General features: G+C 43.4%; 16 protein-coding genes. 12 read left to right on the top strand and 4 right to left on the bottom strand.

All coding sequences use genetic code 11. The annotated features are described in order from the left end of the window. Positions 1-21: 21 nt before the first annotated feature. Entirely contained in the window at positions 22-1,713 is a 1,692-nt protein-coding gene (gene hutU / locus ORQ98_RS01125) for a urocanate hydratase (RefSeq protein ID WP_274686928.1), read from the top strand. A gap of 20 nt (positions 1,714-1,733) precedes the next feature. After that, positions 1,734-3,266, top strand: coding sequence for a histidine ammonia-lyase (hutH, locus tag ORQ98_RS01120; RefSeq protein ID WP_274686927.1), 1,533 nt, complete (start codon positions 1,734-1,736; stop codon positions 3,264-3,266). Positions 3,267-3,714: 448 nt separating this feature from the next. On the opposite strand, the gene ORQ98_RS01115 is transcribed toward hutH, so the two are convergent. Continuing rightward, positions 3,715-4,860, bottom strand: coding sequence for a methyltransferase (locus ORQ98_RS01115; protein WP_274686926.1), 1,146 nt, complete (start codon positions 4,858-4,860; stop codon positions 3,715-3,717). 304 nt (positions 4,861-5,164) lie between these two features. Here ORQ98_RS01115 and gorA point away from each other — a divergent pair, with 304 nt between their 5' ends. From gorA to ORQ98_RS01100, 3 genes are all read left to right on the top strand, one after another. Continuing rightward, a complete protein-coding gene (gorA, locus tag ORQ98_RS01110) occupies positions 5,165-6,529 on the top strand; it encodes a glutathione-disulfide reductase (RefSeq protein ID WP_274686925.1) in 1,365 nt (454 codons plus the stop codon). A 143-nt stretch (positions 6,530-6,672) separates the two neighbouring features. Then, positions 6,673-9,420 (top strand): hybrid sensor histidine kinase/response regulator, encoded by a 2,748-nt coding sequence (locus ORQ98_RS01105; protein ID WP_274686924.1) that lies wholly within the window; start codon positions 6,673-6,675, stop codon positions 9,418-9,420. A gap of 1,163 nt (positions 9,421-10,583) precedes the next feature. After that, on the top strand, positions 10,584-11,903 hold the full coding sequence (locus tag ORQ98_RS01100) for a Na+/H+ antiporter family protein (RefSeq protein WP_274686923.1): 1,320 nt from the start codon (positions 10,584-10,586) through the stop codon (positions 11,901-11,903). A 79-nt stretch (positions 11,904-11,982) separates the two neighbouring features. Here the strand turns inward: ORQ98_RS01100 and ORQ98_RS01095 are convergent, their stop codons facing one another. Next, positions 11,983-12,894: a hypothetical protein gene (locus ORQ98_RS01095; protein WP_274686922.1), complete on the bottom strand. Its 912-nt coding sequence runs from the start codon at positions 12,892-12,894 to the stop codon at positions 11,983-11,985. Between the two features lie 481 nt (positions 12,895-13,375). Between ORQ98_RS01095 and ORQ98_RS01090 the strand changes: the two genes are divergently transcribed. Next, positions 13,376-13,918, top strand: a complete 543-nt coding sequence (locus ORQ98_RS01090) for a flavodoxin (protein ID WP_274686921.1) — start codon at positions 13,376-13,378, stop codon at positions 13,916-13,918. 46 nt (positions 13,919-13,964) lie between these two features. Here the strand turns inward: ORQ98_RS01090 and ORQ98_RS01085 are convergent, their stop codons facing one another. Next, positions 13,965-14,945 (bottom strand): polyprenyl synthetase family protein, encoded by a 981-nt coding sequence (locus tag ORQ98_RS01085; protein ID WP_274686920.1) that lies wholly within the window; start codon positions 14,943-14,945, stop codon positions 13,965-13,967. Positions 14,946-15,357: 412 nt separating this feature from the next. Here ORQ98_RS01085 and rplU point away from each other — a divergent pair, with 412 nt between their 5' ends. The 4 genes from rplU (at position 15,358) to proB (ending at position 18,400) form a co-directional block, all read left to right on the top strand. Further along, complete coding sequence (gene rplU / locus ORQ98_RS01080) at positions 15,358-15,672, top strand: 50S ribosomal protein L21 (protein ID WP_274686919.1); 315 nt, start codon at positions 15,358-15,360, stop codon at positions 15,670-15,672. 19 nt (positions 15,673-15,691) lie between these two features. Further along, a complete protein-coding gene (gene rpmA / locus ORQ98_RS01075) occupies positions 15,692-15,949 on the top strand; it encodes a 50S ribosomal protein L27 (protein ID WP_163835145.1) in 258 nt (85 codons plus the stop codon). 111 nt (positions 15,950-16,060) lie between these two features. Continuing rightward, a complete protein-coding gene (gene cgtA, locus ORQ98_RS01070) occupies positions 16,061-17,266 on the top strand; it encodes an Obg family GTPase CgtA (RefSeq protein ID WP_274686918.1) in 1,206 nt (401 codons plus the stop codon). A gap of 9 nt (positions 17,267-17,275) precedes the next feature. Next, the gene (gene proB, locus ORQ98_RS01065) at positions 17,276-18,400 is read left to right on the top strand and encodes a glutamate 5-kinase (RefSeq protein ID WP_274686917.1); all 1,125 of its coding nucleotides are present in this window, start codon (positions 17,276-17,278) and stop codon (positions 18,398-18,400) included. Positions 18,401-18,454: 54 nt separating this feature from the next. Here proB and rpsT read toward each other — a convergent pair whose 3' ends face one another. Next, complete coding sequence (gene rpsT, locus ORQ98_RS01060; protein WP_274686916.1) at positions 18,455-18,721, bottom strand: 30S ribosomal protein S20; 267 nt, start codon at positions 18,719-18,721, stop codon at positions 18,455-18,457. 198 nt (positions 18,722-18,919) lie between these two features. Here rpsT and murJ point away from each other — a divergent pair, with 198 nt between their 5' ends. Next, complete coding sequence (gene murJ, locus ORQ98_RS01055) at positions 18,920-20,485, top strand: murein biosynthesis integral membrane protein MurJ (protein ID WP_274686915.1); 1,566 nt, start codon at positions 18,920-18,922, stop codon at positions 20,483-20,485. 108 nt (positions 20,486-20,593) lie between these two features. Further along, on the top strand, positions 20,594-21,526 hold the full coding sequence (gene ribF, locus ORQ98_RS01050; protein ID WP_274686914.1) for a bifunctional riboflavin kinase/FAD synthetase: 933 nt from the start codon (positions 20,594-20,596) through the stop codon (positions 21,524-21,526). Positions 21,527-21,614 lie beyond the last annotated feature (88 nt).

Raw genomic sequence — 21,614 nt, 5'->3', positions numbered from 1 at the left:
AAGGGTAATAGGAGACAAGTGATGAGTAGAGTAGATAAAACCAGAAAAATTAAAGCAGCAACCGGTACAAAATTAACAGCCAAAAGCTGGCTCACTGAAGCGGCTTTACGAATGCTAATGAATAACCTTGATCCAGAGGTAGCAGAAAAACCAGAAGAGTTAGTCGTTTATGGCGGGATTGGTCGTGCTGCCCGTAATTGGGAGTGCTACGACAAAATCGTTGAAGTGCTGACCCGTTTGGAAAATGATGAGTCATTATTAATTCAATCTGGTAAACCAGTTGGGGTTTTTAAAACCCATCCTGATGCCCCGCGGGTATTAATTGCCAATTCTAATTTAGTGCCCCACTGGGCTAACTGGGAACACTTTAATGAGTTGGATAAACAAGGGCTCATGATGTATGGCCAAATGACCGCAGGCTCATGGGTGTATATCGGTTCTCAGGGTATTGTTCAGGGCACTTACGAAACCTTTGTAGCAGTAGGCAATAAACATTTTAGTGGCGATTTAACGGGTAAATGGATTTTAACTGCTGGTTTAGGGGGAATGGGCGGTGCTCAGCCACTGGCTGCCACTATGGCAGGGGCTTCAATGTTAGCAGTAGAATGCGACGAGAGCCGAATTGATAAGCGCCTGGAAACTCGCTACCTGGATTATAAAGTCAATAATCTCGATGAAGCCCTGCAAATGATGAATGATGCCACCAAGCAAGGCAAAGCCATTTCGGTGGGGTTATTAGGTAATGCAGCGGATATTTTCCCGGAATTAGTTGCTCGTGGTGTTACGCCAGATGTGGTGACGGATCAAACCAGTGCCCATGACCCACTTAATGGTTATTTACCTAAAGACTGGTCATTGGAATATGCCGATGAAATGCGCCAACAAGATCCACAAGCAGTGGTAAAAGCAGCAAAAGCTTCTATGGCAATTCACGTGAAAGCGATGCTGACGTTGCAGGAAAAAGGCGCTGCTACGTTGGATTATGGTAATAATATTCGGCAAATGGCGTATGAAGAGGGAGTGGAAAATGCCTTTGATTTTCCTGGTTTTGTCCCTGCGTATATTCGTCCATTATTTTGTGAAGGAATAGGGCCATTCCGTTGGGCGGCATTATCTGGAGACCCTGAAGATATTTATAAAACGGATGCCAAGGTAAAAGAATTAATTCCTGATAATCCACACCTGCATAACTGGCTAGATATGGCACGGGAAAAAATTCAGTTTCAAGGATTGCCTGCTCGTATTTGCTGGGTGGGTTTAAAAGATCGAGCAAGGTTAGCGCAAGCATTTAATGACATGGTTGCTAGTGGTGAATTAAAAGCCCCGGTTGTTATTGGCCGGGATCACTTGGACTCTGGCTCTGTTGCCAGTCCGAACCGTGAAACTGAAGGCATGTTGGATGGGTCTGATGCAGTATCAGACTGGCCACTACTGAATGCTTTATTAAATACCGCCGGCGGTGCCACTTGGGTCAGTCTTCATCATGGTGGTGGTGTTGGGATGGGCTTCAGTCAGCATGCGGGGGTGGTGATTGTGGCTGATGGTACCCAAGAAGCTAAAGCAAGACTCGGACGAGTGTTATGGAACGATCCAGGCACAGGTGTGATGCGCCATGCGGATGCAGGTTACCAAATTGCGGTCGACTGCGCTAAAGCGAATGGTCTTGATTTACCGATGTTAGAAGTAACTGTTAACAGCAAGCATGCTGAATAGTCAGGTTGGAGGTTATTGCAGTGTATCAATTAACATTAAACCCAGGCCAGCTTACGCTTAATACATTACGTTGTGTACTTCAGACGCCGGTTAATATTCAGCTGGCTGAAGAGGCCTTGCCTGCTATTGAAAAAAGTAATGCTACAGTCAATAAAATTGTGGCAGAAGATCGAGTGGTTTATGGGGTGAATACCGGTTTTGGTTTGCTGGCTAATACCCATATTAAAAAAGAAGAGCTGGAAACGTTACAGCGTAGTTTGGTGTTATCCCATGCAGCAGGCACAGGAAACTTCATGGATGATGAAGTGGTGCGGCTGATGATGGTACTGAAAATTAACAGCCTGGCCAGAGGGTTTTCTGGAATTCGCTTGGAAGTCATTAATGCACTGACTGCGTTACTTAATAAAGAAGTGTATCCACTGATTCCTGCTAAAGGTTCGGTAGGGGCGTCCGGGGATTTAGCACCTTTGGCTCATATGAGCACCGTCTTATTAGGGGAAGGGGAAGTACGCTATCAAGGCGAGCGACTTTCAGGGGCTGAAGGGTTAAAAATAGCAGGGCTTTCACCAATAACTTTGGCCCCCAAAGAAGGTTTGGCGTTGCTTAATGGTACTCAGGCATCAACAGCATTTGCGTTGGCAGGTTTATTTGCGGCAGAAGATTTATTTTCCATGGCGGTGGTGGCAGGTGCCATGTCAGTAGAAGCGGCTTTAGGTAGTCGTCGCCCGTTTGATGAGCGAATACATCTGGCTCGTGGTCATCAAGCACAAATTGATGCTGCAGCCTGTTATCGGGATTTATTGGAGCATAGCGACATTGAAAAATCCCACCAGAATTGCGAAAAGGTTCAGGACCCATACTCCTTGCGTTGTCAACCTCAGGTAATGGGTGCCTGTTTACAGCAAATTCGTGATGCTTCAAAAGTGTTATTAACTGAAGCGAATGCCGTGTCTGATAATCCACTGGTGTTTAGTGATGATGATGAAATTATTTCTGGCGGTAATTTCCATGCCGAACCCGTTGCCATGGCAGCCGATAATTTAGCCCTGGCGATTGCTGAAGTGGGGGCACTCTCTGAACGGCGGATGGCGTTGTTAATAGACAGCACATTAAGTAAGCTGCCACCCTTTTTGGTGGATAACGGTGGGGTGAACTCTGGGTTTATGATTGCCCAAGTGACTTCAGCTGCCTTGGCCAGTGAAAATAAATCTCTGGCGCATCCAGCGTCTGTGGATAGTTTACCAACCTCGGCTAATCAAGAAGATCATGTGTCAATGGCAACTTATGCAGGTAGACGACTCATTGAAATGGCTGACAATACAGCGGGTATTTTAGCGGTTGAATGGCTGGCGGCTTGTCAAGGTATTGATTTCAGAGCACCACTGACGACTTCACCTAAGCTGCAAGAAGCCCATCAGCTACTTAGAACAGAGGTGAGCTTTTACGACAAGGATCGTTATTTTGCTCCTGATATTGAGCTGGCCAAACAGCAGATAAAGTCGGGGCAATATCGAGGGTTTGTATCAGCCACTATCATACCAAGCTACACTTGATTGGTTAAAAGAAAAGAGTTGGTGCATCGCAAAAGTCCGTGGGTATGAACTAATAGGGTATTCTGTCGCTGCTGTCGGGAACAGTTTTAGCTCTAAAGGCCAAGGATGGCCTTTAGAGCGGCAGAAGAATAGCCTGCTACTTCATATCGAGCACCCAACTTATTGAGTACTCCTTCGCGACATGGTTCTTGGGGAGAAGAAGCTTAATTTTGAATATTTTTGCAATTGTTTTTTATTGTCAATAGGGGTTTTTAATTATTGTAAAAAGCTAATTTTTTGCCTGTTAATAAAGTAATAAAAACCGCATTGTCATGAATATATTGTGACCGATTTGTGAAAGCTACTGAAATTAAAGCCCCTTTTTTAGTTAAACGGTAAGTCGTTAACAGGGTTATCCACAGAATCTGTGGGTAAGTCTTTATGTGGGTAAACACTTCTTGTTAACAAGCTATCTTTTAACAGCTTGTAAGATTACAAACTTACTGTTATTGGCCAACATTTGGACATTACCAAACAACCGCTTCAATTTAATGTGATAACCCAGATGTCGGTTACCAATAATTCTTAACTCACCACCTTGTTGTAGAACTTGCTTGGCCTGGCTGAACATTCGCCATGCAATATGATCACCCACAGTATGCTGCTGGTGGAAAGGTGGGTTACAAACAATATAGTCAGCACTGTTGTTTGCAAAACTAGTTAAACAGTCATTAACAACAAAGCGGGCTTGGTCTTCAGGTAACTTATTGCTTGACCAGCCAGCTTTGGCAGAAGCAACTGCAGAAAAGGATTCGTCAACCAGGGTAAATTGCGAGTCTGGGTGGTGTTGATAAGTAGCCATTGCCAGTAAACCGTTGCCACAACCTAAATCGATAATCTGCTGTGGCTCATGCTCACTTGCTAGGTTTTCCAGAAAAAAGCGGCTGCCAATGTCCAGTTTATGCTGTCCAAATACATTGGCAAAGTTGATGAGGTTGAGTTTTCTGTTGCCACTAGGCAGCTCAACACACAGTTCCTTGGGATACGGGTTTTTAACATTGGCTGTTAATATGGATTGATCAGGGGTGATGTGTATCAGTCGGGCTTTTTTCTTGGCTAATGAAGGCTTGGTTGGACCAATTAATTGTTGAATACATTCGACCATGCTTGCCTGGATGTATTTAACCATTCCTGCTGCAATGATTAGTGTATCGGAATTAATCAGTGGTCTAATTTTAAGTAAAGCGGCCTCTAATAATGCTAAGGTTTTGGGTATTTTGATAATGATGGTTTTAAAATAATCGCGTGGTTTTTCAAGAGGCTCGGTTAGCGGCAAGATTGTAGGGCTGGTAAGTTGGTTTGCTTGGCTATTGGCTATGATGCTTTGCTGACTGAGGAAAGAGTCAGTCATCACTGTTGGACTGAGTTGATGCAGGTTAGCACTTAGTGCTCCAAAACCATCATTGATAATTAAACAATGCCCTTGAATATTTTGCTCATGCAAATAGCTAAGCAAGTATTCATCTGCTGCATCCCAGGCTCTAAGCGTTTCATTTTTTTGTTTTGGATAGCGATTAAGTTCTAAGCTGTGCCAGACAGTAGTTAAGTGATTCATACAAAACGTGTAAGGTATGTTAAAGAAAGTAGGGTAGGCCCTGGTAACTGGGAAAAACATTATATACTGTTTTGCAGAGGGGATGTCACAAAAGGGCTTCGGTGTATAAATATAGAGCAACCGAGTATTCTTCCACCGTTCTACAAGGCCTTCCCTGGCCTTTAGAGCTTTCGCTGTTCCTGACAGCTGTTACAGAATACCCGATTGCTCCATATAGCTAAGCCTGTACGGATAACATCAACATAATTTCAGAGAAGTGTTTGAGGCATCCTGTGGATTGAGGGCGTGGTAATAGAGAGTATAAATGACTAGCTCAAAATATGATTATGATTTGTTTGTTATCGGTGCCGGCTCTGGTGGTGTAAGAGCCAGTCGTATGGCTGCAAGTTTTGGTGCCAAGGTTGCCATTGCTGAAGACCGTTATATGGGGGGCACCTGTGTTAATGTGGGCTGTGTTCCTAAAAAGCTTTATGTTTATGGTTCTCACTTTGGTGAAGATATTGCTGATGGAGCTGGCTATGGTTGGCAGGCTAGTGAAGTTTCATTTGAGTGGACGACATTGCGAGATAATAAAAAGCAAGAAATTTCTCGCTTGAATGGTGTTTATCGTAATTTACTTAAGAATGCTGGGGTGAAGTTAATTGAAGGTCGAGCCTCTCTGGCCGATGCACATACAGTTAAAGTGGGTAAGAAAAAATACACTGCTGAGCGTATTTTAATTGCCACTGGTGGATGGCCTTATATTCCTGAATTTCCTGGTAGTGAACATGCGATTACTTCTAATGAAGTTTTTGATTTAGATAAATTTCCTCAGCGTATTATCGTTGTTGGTGGTGGTTATATTGCGGTTGAATTTGCTGGTATTTTTGCTGGACTAGGGGCAGAAACGCATTTAATTTATAGACGTGACTTGTTTCTACGTGGTTTTGATCAAGACATTCGTGAGTTTGTGCGCGATGAAGTAGCTAAGAAGCATGTCAATCTACATTTCAATACTGAGATTGATAAAATTGAAAAGCTTGCTACCGATGCGTTAGTGGCACATACCAATAAAGGTGAACAAATTGCTGCTGATGTGATTTTATACGCCACTGGCCGTAAGCCTAATTTGCATGGGCTTGGTTTGGAAAATGTTAAAGTCAAACTAAATGGTGATGGCACAATAAAAGTGGATGATTACTTTAATAGTAGTGAGTCATCTATCTATGCTGTAGGTGATGTCATTGGTGGTCCAGAGCTTACCCCAGTTGCATTGGCAGAAGGAATGGCATTGGCCAAAACCCTTTATTTAAATCAGCCGACTAAAGTTGATTACGACAATATTCCAACCGCTGTATTTTCTCAGCCTAATATTGCTACTGTAGGACTCACTGAAGAGCAAGCCCACGAACGAGGTTATGAGCTGGAGATTTATAAAGCTAGCTTTCGGCACTTGAAGCACACGTTATCAGGCCGAGATGAGCGCACGATGATGAAGCTGGTAGTAGAGAAAGACTCACAAAAGGTATTAGGCTGCCATATGGTGGGAGCTGATGCTGGAGAAATTATTCAAGGCCTAGCTGTGGCGATTAAAGCAGGCGCTACCAAAGCTGTGTTTGATAGTACTATTGGTATTCACCCGACAGCTGCCGAAGAGTTTGTGACGATGCGTGAGCCCGTCAGCAATTAATCCTTCATAAAACTCTAATAGTCTTACCATGTAAATGACTAACCTTTGAAAGTGCACATGCTTCATATTTTTGCTGCATTTTCACAGGTTAGATCGTCTATGCTTAAAGTAACTGCATCAACTCCATGGATGGCTGATGAGAGATGTTTTTTAGTACGATCAAAGGAAAGATATCCGCTGTTTTTAGTTGTTTGGTATTAATCATCATTGGCGTTGCGGTTAGCAGTTATTGGAGTGTAGACAAGATCCAATCCCTTTTTGACGAATACCGCGATGAAGATGCGGTTGCTTTTACCATGGCGGGTATTAAGCATCAGGCTAATACGCTTCATAACACGCTCCTCCTTTATCAAGCTACCGGTGAAGAACGTCATCAGCGAGAAGTTTTTGATTTGATGACAGGGTTACAGCGAGATATTAATCAGGTGATAGAGAGCTTAGAGGGTGAGCGAAAAGCCAATGCTAAGCAAATTAGTGTACAGCTGTTAGCGTATGAACAGTTATTTAGCCAGATGGCGTTAGTGCAACTGGAATATGGTGAGTCAATCACTCGGGCGGGCTATCACTTTAATCGTTTTTTTCTTGCGGCTACCAGTAGCTTGCAGCGTTTCAATCATAATCACAGCCTGGATGCACTGATCCGCCAGCAGCAGTTGTTAATCATGTTGCATACCCAAGTAGTGGGGCTGCGTCTTCTGGTTACGTCGCAAAATACATTGACGAGTAGAATATCAGAGCAGGTAGATGATTGGCAGCTTAGTTCTAATGTGCCTGCCTGGCAGTTAATTGCTAATGATTATATGTCGGAATACGACAAGTTGGTTAGCTTTCAAAATAGCTATCGATTACTAAAGAAAAAACTACAACAGATGACGAGTGAGTTAATGACCCTTGTCGCTGAGGCAAACCAGCAAACGTTTGCTGCGATGAATTATTGGCAAAGTCAGATTAATCAGTCTGTCAGTTGGATTAATACGACAGTGAAATGGCTAGTATGGTTGGGGATTTTAACTGGAATTATGCTTGCGTTATGGATGGCAAATTCGATCGCTAAACCACTAGAGGCAATTAAAAGGGCGTTGGTGCGTTTAGCGGAAGGTCAGGCTGAAGAAAAAATTCCTTACCTAAGTAGAAGTGATGAAATTGGGGATATGGCCAAGGCGGCAGATGTATTTAAACAGGCTAATCAAAAAACCCAGATGTTATTAAATAAAACCAGCATTTTAGTGACGGAACAACAAAATGCTAATGCTAAGTTGCAGCAAGAAATTAAAGAACGGCAACGAGTTGAAAAAGCGTTGGTCAAGGCCAGGCAAGCAGCAGAACGGGCTAGTCAATATAAAAGCTTATTCCTAGCCAATATGAGTCATGAGGTTAGAACCCCCTTGGGTGGTGTTGTGGGGATGCTCTCTTTATTGCAGGAATCAGAGCTGGTAGAAGAGCAGCGCGGTTATGTTGACAGTGCAATGAAGTCATCAGAAGCTTTACTTTCGATACTTAATGACATTCTAGATTATTCAAAAATTGAAGCAGGTAAGCTGACATTGCAGTTAGCGCCATTTAATTTGCGACACTTAGTTGAAGATGTTGTATTTCTATCAGCGTTTAGAGCAGCACAAAAAAATATTAATTTGCAATATGTTATTGCCAAGCACTTGCCCTTACATTTAGTTGGTGATGTAGGAAGAATAAGACAGATATTGACGAACTTTGTTACGAATGCAATTAAATTTACTGATAAAGGCCATGTGTTAATTACGGTGTCTGGGCATTGTGAGTTTGATGAAGTTATTCTTGAACTGAATGTGGAAGACACTGGCTGTGGTATACCACAAGAACAGCTAGACATCATCTTTGCTGAATATCAGCAAGCAGATCAAGTGGGAAGAGGTGGCACTGGCCTGGGACTGGCGATTACGAAAAAGCTGATTGAAATTATGTGGGGGCAAGTTAAGGTTTCAAGCGAAGTAGGCAAAGGCTCTTGTTTTAGTGCTACTTTACCTTTAACCATTTGTCATGAGCCATTGCCTGTAATGAAGTTATCCCATGCTATGGCTAAAGGCTTAATGATTGACCCAGACCCTATCAATGGGAAAGCAGTATCATTATTAGTTGAGGCGCTGGGAGCTGAACTGTTGTATGTGCAACAGCCGACAGATGTTGCTGATGTGTTGCGGCAGTGCTCTGAACAGGTAAGCTTTGTTTTACTGAATGCTCTTTGGATTGAGCAAACGCAAAGCTTGATCAGTTACCTACAGTCATTACCCTTGTTGGCTAAAGCACCGATTATTGTATTAGGCCCTTTGGGTAGCTTACAAGCGGTAGATAAGTATCAAGCCAATCATTGTGCTGGCTATTTAGCTTATCCAATTAAGTTGGAGGAGCTTTGCAGAACACTAAGGCAGACCAGCACGAAGCGGTTTAAATTAATTGAGCGAGGGAAGGCTGTTGAGGAGAGTAAAGCATCAAAAGCTTTTGAGAAGCTAGTAAATAAACAGCAACTTTGCGTGTTATTGGTAGAGGATAATCCTGTTAATCAAAAAGTCGCGGCCAAGATGCTGGAAAAGCTAGGGTGTGCAGTTGCTGTGGCAAATAATGGTCAAGAGGGTGTAACTCAGTGGCAACAGCAGTCGTTTGATTTAGTGGTCATGGATTGCAATATGCCGGTAATGGATGGCTATCAGGCAACTCGAAGAATTCGAAACTTAGAGCAAGAGCGAACAGACTCTCTACATACAACAATCATAGCATTAACGGCAAATGCTATGAAAGGTGAGCGAGAAAACTGCTTATCCGCAGGAATGGATGATTACTTAACCAAGCCAGTTAAGCTAGTCGACTTGAAACGAGTGGTTGATCAGGTAGCAAAAGAGGTTGTTTTTAGCGAGTAGGGCAAGATAGTAGATTATAAAAAACGATTTCTTTTATTTTTATTTGGGAACTAACTTCACAACAGTCAGTCTTACTTTTTACCACGATATAATTGATAAGGTGTTTATATAGCACTGCCTATCCTTCAAGTCACCTTATTGGTAAGTAATATCTGGTTTTCATTGAGTCTCCCCGGATACAGGTAGTCTGTATTTCTTTAAGGAATATAGCTGCCTGTTTTTTTATGTAAATATAACCACTGATTTTTGATTTATTTTATACTGAAAAGCTAATGAAATTGTTTTCCTGAGCAGGCTGTTTGCATTGGTTTTGTAGCAAGTGCTGCGGCTAAATTTGTAGCAAGACAAGCTAGAAGGCAGTTTTTCCTCTAACAAACCAGATGAAGTACAAAACATCTTGCGTCACTTCACAATATTTTTTTGACATTTGTCACATTTTTGGGCAGAGTGTAGCCGCTGGCTAACAATATTGGTCAGCGCTTAAGGCTTTACTTTGTGTGGAATTTATTACGCCAAAGTTTGTCTTACAGTAGTTCCCGTACGTTATTTATACCCTGTTGTTAATCAATAGGGTTTTTTTTGGCCTTATCATTTTCCCTATCTTATTTATATACGCCTTTAGTATTACGCTGTTGTTACTGATTACGTTTACTTTGGATTCGCATTACTTTATTCCTGCATTTTGTTGTCTGGATAAAAACTAATTACTTATCAGTGCTTTTGTCGTTCTTAAAGTGAAAGTAGGTTTGATCTCGTATTTTACTAGAAGGAAAGATAAAAATATTTGGCGGTTAGTAACTATTCAGGTACCATCGTGGCTTTTTGATTGGAAAGTGGCTAGTGCTTTTGGGTGCCTCTTTGGCTCTCTTGATTTTTTTATATGAACGCTTGCTGATTTTCTATGGAAATTGCTTGTAGATATCGCTTTGCGGATGATGCTCAAAACTTTGTATAGACCTTTTTGAACATTCTACCTGCAAAAAACGCTAGGGTCACTACTTAAAGTGTAAATTTTTTGTGGTGAGAGGTAAGACTTGCTGATGTTGATCTGATGATACGCTGAAGTGATTAAAAAAGTATCAGTTGTGAAGTGTCAACAGGTGTTTAATAGTGCATTTCTTGAGTGCACTATGTAGGTTAATTTAATGGGGAAAGATTAAATAATGAATGCAGTGGTTGTTGCCGTAGCCACCATGTTGTTGCTGAGCATTTTGCGACTTAATGTCGTGATGTCATTAATTATTGGTGCTTTAGCGGGTGGTTTGGTTGGGGGTTTAGATTTTTCGGAGACACTAAAAGCCTTTAATCAAGGGTTAGGTGGAGGAGCTGAGGTAGCTTTGAGTTATGCGTTACTTGGTGCTTTTGCTGTAGCCGTTGCCAAGTCTGGCTTGCCCCATTGGATTGCAGATAAATCATTAGCGCGACTTAATCAGCAGGGAGGCTCAGAAACGGGCTATTTGAAATGGTTGATTATTCTGGTGTTAACCTTAGTGGCAATGAGCTCACAAAACCTAATACCGGTGCATATTGCTTTTATTCCCATGCTGATTCCTCCCTTACTTATCGTGTTTGCGAAACTGCAGCTTGACCGGCGTTTAGTTGCTTGTGTGCTCACATTTGGGCTTATCACGCCTTATATTTTTCTGCCTGTAGGGTTTGGTGGAATCTTTTTAAATAATATTTTGTTAGCCAACCTTCAAAACTATGGTATGGATACCAGTCAAGTCAGTGTTATTCAGGCCATGGCTTTACCTGCACTAGGCATGCTGTTTGGCTTGCTGGTTGCTGTGCTATTTAGTTATCGCAAGCCTCGTCATTACAATGTAGATGTAATACAACAGGTAGAAAAAGCAGATGTTAGTTATTCTCCGAAATCTCTGTTGGTGGCCCTGATAGCTATTGTTGTGACATTTGTTGTTCAGCTGGTAACTGACTCAATGACACTGGGTGCCTTAGTAGGCTTTTTAGTCTTTTCTGCAAGTGGTATTTTCAAGTGGTCTGAGGCTGATGGCTTATTTGTTGAAGGGCTGAAAATGATGGCCATGATAGGCTTTATCATGATAACAGCAAAAGGCTTTGCTGCTGTGTTACAACAAACGGGTGATATTAAAACACTGGTTGATACATCCGCAGCCTTGTTTGGCTCCAATAAAGTGCTGGCTGCCTTGGTAATGCTACTAGTGGGATTATTAATTACCATGGGGATAGGCTCTTCTTTTTCAACCATTCCCATTATTGCGGCGATTTATGTTCCCTTAGCGTTAGAGCTAGGGTTTAGCCCAATGGCGACAGTGGCACTGGTTGGGACTGCTGCAGCTTTGGGTGATGCAGGCTCACCTACCTCTGACTCTACTTTAGGGCCAACTGCAGGTTTAAATGTTGATGGTCAGCATAATCATATTTGGGATACAGTGATTCCTACTTTCCTTCACTACAATATTCCATTATTGGTTTTTGGCTGGATGGCAGCGCTGGCACTTTAACAGAATACCAACACGCTGAAGCAGTAAAACAAAAAAGGGGCCTATAGGCCCCTTTTTTGTTTTAGCTTAAGAATTAAGGTTAAGAAGCTGTTACGGGTTGTTTAAGTTCAACAGCTCTTAACTCTAATTTAGCGAGTAAGTCTGCCAATTGCTTACGCTCTTGCTCAATAATCGTTGGTGTTCTTTCGCTTCGCAACTGTCGTTGTTTGTTGATGGCAGCTAAAATACGTTGCTGATGCTCATTATACACAGGCTCTGGTGCTTCAACCGTTTTTGGCTCAACCAGAATATTATTGTCAGCTTCGTTGCTTGCTGCTGATGGCTGCTCTGATTCTGATTTGGCTTGAGAGCTGTATGCACTAACTTTTGCTAATAATGAGTCTAGTTGTTCTGAGTCAACCTCAGTGAGGCCAGCCATGTCTTTATTGCCGTTAGTGGCTGCTTTATTTTTGGTTGCTGGGGGACTGCATCGCTTATAAGCTTTTGCATTAGCTGTTAACTGAGCCAAAATAGAAACTGGTTTTTCTACTGGTGCAACGGGTTGCGGTGCTGGTGCCTCTATTTCAGGTTCAGGTTGTGCTTTTGCTTCAGTAGGTAAAACGGGATCAGTTTTTTCTGCGCTACTTTTTTCAGTATCGCTCGGCTCACTTGTCGATGGTTTGGCGCGACTGGATGGGGCTCTTTTTTTAGGAGCTGCTACTACAACTCGCTTTTGGGTAACAGCTGTCTTATAGCCTCTTAGGCTTTCTGCTTGCAAAGAATCTATCGCTTCTTGCTCAAGTGCCATTAACTCTTCTCGAGTATCTGCGAAGTCCCACTCTTCAACATCAAATTGGTCATCGCCATAACGACAGATTTGTTTGTATAAAGGGTAATCTAAACCTTGCTCTGCAGCAGAGACAATCTTAGTCCACTGAGACTCAAGGCTGTTTCGGGTAGAACCGACAAACACTTGACCTGTAACTTTGTTGGTAATGGTGAAAATAATCAACACGACACCTATACAGCACTGACTACTCAGAAAAAAAGGCGAAATTATACAGATGAAAAACTATCTCGGTAGGGGTTGACAGAGCCTTTTGTTAAAAAAAATTTTCAACTTAGATACTCGTTTAAATTCGTTCAAAATATAGTCATAAATTAACAGTATTTGTGTATTTACTGAGCAGGTTTGCCTATATACAAAAAGACAACAGTTGGTTTCTATTAATTATTTATCAAAACTGCTTCCTTGGTTTAAAGGCTTTTACTAAAGCAAGTCCTCAGTACAGGCGTGATTGGTTTTGAGGTGGTGCTTTGTTAGAGGGGAAACTTAATCTTGCAATCGCCTTGTTAGATGTATTCATTTGGAGTTTGTAGGTAGAGCAAGACAGGCTTTTCCATAAAGTGTTTTAGGTTTGCGTTGAGAACGAAGCAGAGCTTGGTTATTATTACTTAAAGATAATGTTTCTCATTTGTATTTGGAGGCGCTTGTGCTCACGATTGGACTGTTTTATGGCAGTAGCCTGGGAAATACGGAAGCTGTTGCAACTAAAATTCAGCAAGGGTTAGCCGAAGTAGCGGAAGTGGTATTGCATGATATTGTTGAGTCAACACCAGAAACATTTGAGTCATATGATTTTTTGATTATGGGGATTCCAACCTGGGACTTTGGTGAGTTGCAGAGTGACTATGAAGACCAATGGGAAATGCTTGAACAGGTTGATTTTTCAGGCAAAATCATAGCGTTGTTTGGTTTAGGCGATCAGTTTGGTTATGCTGATTATTTTTTAGATGCTATGGGAGCATTACACCAGCTGGTGATTTCACAAGGTGGTATTACTGTTTCAGAGTGGCCTGTTAGTGGTTATGACTTTGAAGCATCTAAGGCATTGACTGAGGATGGCCAGCACTTTGTAGGGCTGGCTCTGGATGAAGACCAGCAATTCGAATTAACTGATGAACGAATTGCCGACTGGTTGGAATTGGTTAAAGATGATTTTGGCTTGCAAGCAGCCGATTTGGCGACAGGCTAGAATCAAAGGCTACTTGCTTTTTAAGAATAAGTAATAAGATAAGAGGCTAGTGACTTCTATTAACAGAGAAGTGAGCTAGCTCTATCATTGCTTGCTTATGCTCAGACTCGGGTAAATCATCAATACACTTGATAGCAAGGTCAGCCTGTTGCTCTGCAATCGACTGAGTGTAGTCTAGTGCACCACTACGCTTGACCGCTGAAATGACTGCCTCCAGATCAAGCTGGCTGGGGTTTTCAATGGCTTCCTTAACTAGACTGGCGTCATCGGTAGAGCTTGCTTCAATAGTACGAATCAAAGGTAAGGTAGGCTTGCCTTCAGCGAGGTCATCACCCACATTTTTACCCATTTCTTCAGCACTGCCCTGAAAGTCCAGTACATCATCAATTAGTTGAAATGCCATGCCTAGGTGGTAGCCGTATTGACGTAGGTTATTTTCTTGCTCAGCCGAGCTGTTAGCCAAAATTGCAGCAGTTTGGGAGGAGGCTTCAAACAACATGGCCGTTTTGCAACGAATCACCTCAAAATAATCTGCTTCGGTGGCAGCTGAATTGCCGATATTCATCAGCTGCATGACTTCACCTTCTGCAATGACATTAGTGGCATCAGCTAACACTTGCATTATTCGCATATTGCCAAGTGTAACCATCATCTGAAAGGCGCGAGAGTATAAGAAGTCGCCAACTAACACACTGGGTGCATTACCCCAAATGGCATTTACTGTTGCCCGACCTCGACGGAGGTTTGAAGTATCGACTACATCGTCATGGAGCAATGTTGCGGTATGTAAAAACTCGATGATGGCTGCAAGCGGAATATGATCCTGCTGTTGATACTGACAAGCTTTAGCTGACAGAAGCACTAATAATGGTCTGAGGCGTTTGCCTCCTGCTTCAGTAATATAGTGGCTGATTTTATCCACCAAGCTAACATCTGAGTGTAGCTGGCTGATAATCTGGTCATTAACACCACTGAAATCTTTTTCAACAGTTTGATAAATACGCTTTAGGGGGTTGGCCTGAGACATGTCAGCAAATCATGCAAATTCAGCTAGGATGGGGCCGAATCCTATGGGTTGATGCTAGGAGTGTCAAGGTGATCCTTTAAATCAGCTATGCTTGTACCTATTAAGTTGTGCTGAATCATGATGCTAATGGTACATCGCAAGCTTGCTTAGAGGGTTGACATCCCTTAAAATGCACGCCCCAAATTCGAAGATCCGGGACTCAAACCAACTTTGTTATGTCGGTTAAGGTGATATCTGCCACGGCATGGGGTTTGTTAGTCCTAATATGTGCGGGTTTGAGCGGTAGCCAACTAGTCAGTAACTTATTACTGTTAGTCAGGCCCCACCTAAGCGCAGGGTTTTTCGAGCTGAAATCCGGGTTACCGGATGCCTTTAACAAAAAGGCTTAATTTAGGATTTTCGGAGAAAAATTATGTACGCTGTGATTGTTAGCGGTGGTAAGCAATACCGCGTTGCTGAAGGCGACACGCTAAAGCTGGAAAAACTGGATGTTGCTACAGGTGACAACATTGAGTTTGATCAAGTACTTTTAGTTGCTAACGGTAGCGAAGTAAAAATCGGTGCGCCTGAAGTTGCCGGTGCTAAGGTTGCTGCAGAAGTAGTAAGCCATGGCCGTGGTAAAAAGGTTCAGATCATCAAGTTCAAGCGCCGTAAGCACCATCGTAAGCAAATGGGCCATCGTCAATGGTTCACAGAAGTTAAGATCACTGGCATTAATGCAGGTTAATTCTTAGGAGAGGTGAATCATGGCTCACAAGAAAGCAGGTGGTAGTACCCGTAACGGTCGCGACTCAGAAAGTAAACGCCTTGGTGTGAAGCGCTTTGGTGGTCAAGTGGTTAAGGCCGGTAACATTTTAGTTCGTCAGCGTGGCACACGTTTTCACGCTGGAGACAATGTAGGTCTGGGTAAAGACCACACGTTGTTTGCAAAAGCAGACGGTAAAGTTGTATTTGAAGTAAAAGGCCCGAGCAAGCGTAAGTTTGTACGTATTGAGGCGGTCTAAGAAAGCAAATACCTTGAAAAAGCCCCGTCTCTGACGGGGCTTTTTTGTATCAGGCCTAAATTTTTAAAAGGCTTTTAAGATTGAGTAAGTATCTGGCCGGGAGGTTGAGACATGAAGTTTGTAGATGAGGCCTTAATTTCCGTAGAAGCAGGCAACGGAGGGCATGGCTGCCTCAGCTTCCGGCGGGAGAAATTTGTCGCCAAAGGCGGCCCTGATGGTGGCGATGGTGGTGATGGCGGTAGTGTTTACCTGGAAGCCGATAATGATTTGAACACCTTGGTGGATTTTCGCTATCAGCCGAAGTATCGGGCTCAACGAGGTGAAAATGGTCAAGGCAGTAACTGTACAGGCAAGTCTGGTGAAGACTTGATTCTAAAAGTACCTGTAGGCACCACGGTTATTGATGATGAAACGTTGGAAGTTATTGGTGATATGACTCAAGTTGGCCAGCGGCTTTTAGTGGCCAAAGGTGGCTTCCATGGTTTGGGGAATACTCGCTTTAAGTCCAGTACTAACCGTGCTCCTCGAAAAACCACCAATGGTAAGGAAGGTGAAAAACGCAGCCTGCGCTTAGAGTTGAAAGTGATTGCCGATGTGGGGCTGCTAGGTTTACCCAATGCAGGTAAGTCTACTTTTATTCGTGCGGTCTCAGCTGCCAAACCGAAAGTAGCTGATTACCCGTTTACCACGTTAGTACCCAACCTGGGGGTAGTGAAAGTTCAAAACCATCGTAGTTTTGTGGTGGCAGATATTCCTGGGTTAATTGAAGGTGCTGCAGAAGGGGCTGGGCTGGGAATTCGCTTTTTAAAGCACTTGGCTCGCTGTCGAATTTTGTTGCACTTGGTTGATATTGCACCGTTGGATGAGTCTGATCCCGTCGAAGCGGCTAAAGCAATAGTGAATGAGTTAGCGCAATTTAGCCCCGCTTTGGCAAATCGAGATCGTTGGTTGGTTTTTAATAAAACCGACTTATTACCTGCTGATGAAGCAGATAAACGCTGTCAACAAGTCGTTGATGCGTTGCAGTGGCAGGGTCCTATTTATCGGATTGCAGCAATTGCCAAACAAGGTACTGAGCTGCTTTGTCAGGATATTATGCGCTTTATTGAGTCCAGAGCTGAGCAGGAAGCAGAGAATACCGAACTGGCTGAGCAAGAAGTTGAGTTTCGTAGCCGTATGGAAACTGAAGCCCGTGAGCGAATGCAGGAGTTGCGAGAAGCGCGTCAAGCTGCCAGAAATGCAGCTAAGAATCAGGATGATGATGACGATGACTTTGATGCTGATGATAGCGATACTGAAGTTTTCTACGTCCAGTAATCTAAGAAAATGAGTAAGCGACAGTTGTTAACCCAGGCAAAGCGCTGGGTGATAAAAATTGGCAGTGCGTTATTAACCGATAATGGCAAGCGGCTTGATACCCAATCAATGGCTGGCTGGGTTGATCAAATAGCTGAGTTGAGTCGGCTAGGTCATGAAATTGTTTTAGTTTCATCTGGCTCTGTCGCAGCGGGAATGTCTCGCTTAGGCTGGACAGCACGACCGAGTGCTATTCACGAGTTACAAGCGGCTGCGGCAGTAGGGCAAATGGGTTTGGTGCAAGCCTATGAAAGCCACTTTAACACCCATGGTATGACCACTGCCCAGGTGTTGCTGACGCATGCTGATTTATCTGATCGGCAACGCTATCTCAATGCCAGAAGCACGCTTAGATCTTTACTGGGGCTGGGTGTTATTCCTGTGGTTAATGAGAATGACACGGTGGTGACAGATGAAATTCGCTTTGGTGACAACGATACCCTAGGGGCGTTAGTTGCTAATCTGATTGAAGCAGATGTGCTGGTGATCATGACTGATCAGCAGGGGCTAATGACGGCAGATCCGCGCCAAGATCCCACTGCTGAGCTAGTTTCTGAAGTAATGGCCAGTGATCCTAAACTGGATTTGATGGCCTCTGGTGGCAGTGGGCAGCTGGGGCGTGGTGGAATGGCTACCAAGCTGAGAGCTGCAAGACTAGCTGCTCGCTCTGGTGCGGCTACTGTAATTGTTGGAGGGCGTGAAGCCAGTGTGTTAGCACGCTTACAGCAAGCTGAGTCGTTAGGTACGTTGCTGCTGCCTGAACATGAGCGACTAGTTGCACGAAAGCAGTGGCTAGCAGGGCATTTAAGAACCAAGGGTCAACTGGTGTTAGACCAGGGTGCGGTTCGAGTGTTACGCCAGGAAGGCCGTAGTTTGCTACCTGTTGGAGTAAAAGCAGTTTCAGGCGAGTTTCAACGGGGAGAAATGGTGGCTTGTGTTGATGAAAATCAGCAGGAAATTGCCCGAGGATTAGTTAATTATAATGCTCTTGAAGCGGCAAAAGTTGTGGGTAAGCCCAGTCATCAAATTCAGGCCATTTTAGGTTATGTGGATGAGCCTGAGTTAATTCATAGAGATAATTTGGTGCTAGTCTAAGTGCCAAAAATAAAAAAACCGGCATTTGCCGGTTTTTTTGCATTCACTTTAGTCTTAAGCAGCTAATGCTTTAATTTTAGCATTCAGGCGGCTTTTATGACGAGCAGCTTTGTTTTTATGAATAATGCCTTTGTCGGCCATTCTGTCGATAACAGGTACAGCAGCAGTGTAAGCTGCTTGAGCTTGCTCTAGGTCTTTTGCTTCAATTGCAGCAACAACCTTTTTAATGACTGTACGAACGTATGAGCGCAGGCTGGCATTGTGTTGACGACGTGATTCAGCCTGGCGCGCACGTTTTTTTGCAGAGGGAGAGTTTGCCACCGTCTTGGTCCTCGAATTCTATATGCACTAAATTAAAGACGCGCCACTATGCCTATTTGCAAGGCACTTGTCAATATTTGTCCTAATAAGTGGCGACTACCTGTGATCACTATAGCCATTGTATAACGATAAGCTAGCTCATCATTATACTAATCAGCGTATAATACGCCTCCGGTTTCCACTGGCTTAGGTTTTGATATGTCAGATAATTCAGTTGAACAACCCACCAGTAAGCCTAAGGGGTTATTAAAATCCAGCTTATTGGTCGGTGTAATGACCATGCTTTCCAGAGTGCTGGGATTAGCAAGAGATATTGTAATTGCCAATTATTTTGGTGCAAAAGCTGAAGCAGATGCTTTTTTTGTGGCATTTAAAATCCCTAACTTTTTGCGTCGGTTATTTGCAGAAGGGGCTTTTTCACAAGCGTTTGTCCCAGTGCTTTCAGAGTATAAAACCAAGCGCAGTTTTGCTGAGGTGCAGTTGTTAATCGCCAGTACCGCAGGGACTCTGGCAACGATTTTAATGCTAACCACTCTAGTGGGTGTGCTATTAGCCCCTTGGCTGGTCATGCTGTTTGCGCCTGGCTTTCATGATATGCCAGAAAAAATGGCATTGGCGGGGGAGTTATTACGCCTGACGTTTCCCTATTTACTGCTGATATCACTAACGGCTTTTGCCGGCTCAGTACTAAATAGCTTTGGTCGGTTTGCTGTACCGGCTTTTACGCCAGTCTTATTGAATATTTCATTAATTGGTTGTGCCATTTTTTTAAGCCCTTACTTGGATGTGCCGGTGATGGCATTAGCTTGGGGGGTGGTGATTGCGGGCGTTGTTCAACTGGTTTTTCAGTTGCCATTTTTGGCTAACATTCACTGCTTGCCAGGGCCTCGCTGGGGAGCAAAGCATGAGGGGGTAAAACGTATCATGAAGCTGATGCTGCCCGCTTTGTTTGGCGTGTCAGTGAGTCAGATAAACCTATTACTTGATACTGTACTGGCTTCTTTTTTGGTGAGTGGTAGCGTTTCCTGGCTGTATTATTCAGACCGGCTCTCAGAACTACCCTTAGGTATTTTTGGTATTGCGATCGCTACCGTCATTTTACCCAGTTTATCCCATAAGCATGCGGCTGATTCAAAAGAAGCGTTTGCTAAAACCCTGGATTGGGCGGTGAGGATGGTGTTGCTGATTGGCCTACCTTCTGCTGTCGCTTTATTTATATTGGCTGAGCCACTGCTTGCTACGTTGTTTCATCATGGTCAAATGACTGATAATGATGTGTATATGGCATCGTTAAGCTTAAGAGCTTATGCATCTGGGCTGTTGGCATTTATGTTGATTAAGGTGTTAGCGCCTGGCTATTACGCCCGGCAAGATACTAAAACACCAGTAGGCATTGCTATAAAAGCCATGATTGCCAATATGGTATTTAATTTAATCTTGGTTTATCCCCTTAAGCATACTGGACTAGCCTTAGCGACTTCATTATCGGCCTTTTTTAATGCGGGGTTGTTATTTTTGGGTCTTTATCGTTCTCAAGTATTTCAATTGCAACCAGGCTGGCTTAAATACTTAGTTCAGCTGTTGCTAGCTAATGGTGTAATGGGAGGGCTCATTTTTTACCTGGTAGCCCCTGTTGAGCAATGGTTGGACTGGAGTTGGTTTGATAGAGCAGTGTCTGTGGCAGTTTTGGTTGGAGCTGGGGTGTTGGTTTACGCTTTAGTGTTATTACTGGTTGGGATTCGTCCACGACAGTTTAAGCATTAAACTCAACACCATTTGTTTTTAAATACTAACCAGTGACTTTGGGTGTTTTCTGGTTATAGCTGCGATATAATCAGCCGTTTCGTTAAATTCACTAGATTAGGATTTTACATGCGCTTAATTCGTGGTCTTCACAACTTAAAGCCGGAACATCAAGGCTGTGTTGCCACAATTGGCAATTTCGATGGTGTCCATCGAGGCCATCAGCGTATTTTAGCCAGCTTACAGGCCGAAGCTAAGCAACGCTCATTACCTGTTACCGTCATTACTTTTGAGCCACAACCGAGAGAATATTTAACTCCACAGCAGGCGCCTGGTCGACTCACTAGCTTTGCTGAAAAGTATCACTGTTTTGCCAAATTGGGTATCGATCAATTGGTGTGTTTGTATTTTGATCAAAAATTACAGCAGTTGTCGGCAGATCAGTTTATCGACCAGGTGCTGGTGAAAGGGCTCCAGGTTAAGCATTTGGTCGTGGGTGATGATTTTCGGTTTGGCTGTGATCGTAGTGGTGACTTCAAGAAATTAACTGAGGCCGGGCAATATTGTGGTTTTGTAGTGAAGCCAACGGAAACAGTAACTACTGGTGATGGGGAAAGAATTAGCAGTACCCGGATTAGAAAGCTTGCTTTTGCTGGTGAGTTTCAGCAGGTTGAACGCTTGCTAGGCCGTCCTTTTCAGATTTGTGGTAAGGTCATTCATGGCCAAAAACTTGGTCGCCAGTTGGGTGTGCCTACTGCAAATATAAAACTCAATCGTCTTCAGTTGCCTTGTAGTGGTGTGTTTGCCATTAAAGCTGTCATTGGTGAGCAGCGCTTTAATGGCGTGGCTAATTTAGGCATTCGTCCCACAATTAATGGCCGCCAGCCATCATTGGAAGTACACTTATTCGACTTTCAAGGAAATTTGTACGGTCAGCGAATGGCAGTTGAGTTTCTGCAGAAAATCAGAGATGAAAAAGCGTTTAGTGGCTTGTCTGAGTTGCAAGCGGCGATTCAGCAGGATATAAGCATTGCCCGCAATCTTTTAATTGCCCAATTATAGTATCATAACCAAAGCGAAGGCATTTTAGGGGGACTAGTTATTGGTCTCCGGCACTAAAAGTATTCGTGAAGGAGTGTTTGTTAACAGA

Origin of the sequence: Spartinivicinus poritis, from assembly GCF_028858535.1 — a bacterium.
Taxonomy (GTDB): Bacteria; Pseudomonadota; Gammaproteobacteria; order Pseudomonadales; family Zooshikellaceae; genus Spartinivicinus; species Spartinivicinus poritis.
This window is presented reverse-complemented; position numbering and strand designations above follow the sequence as displayed.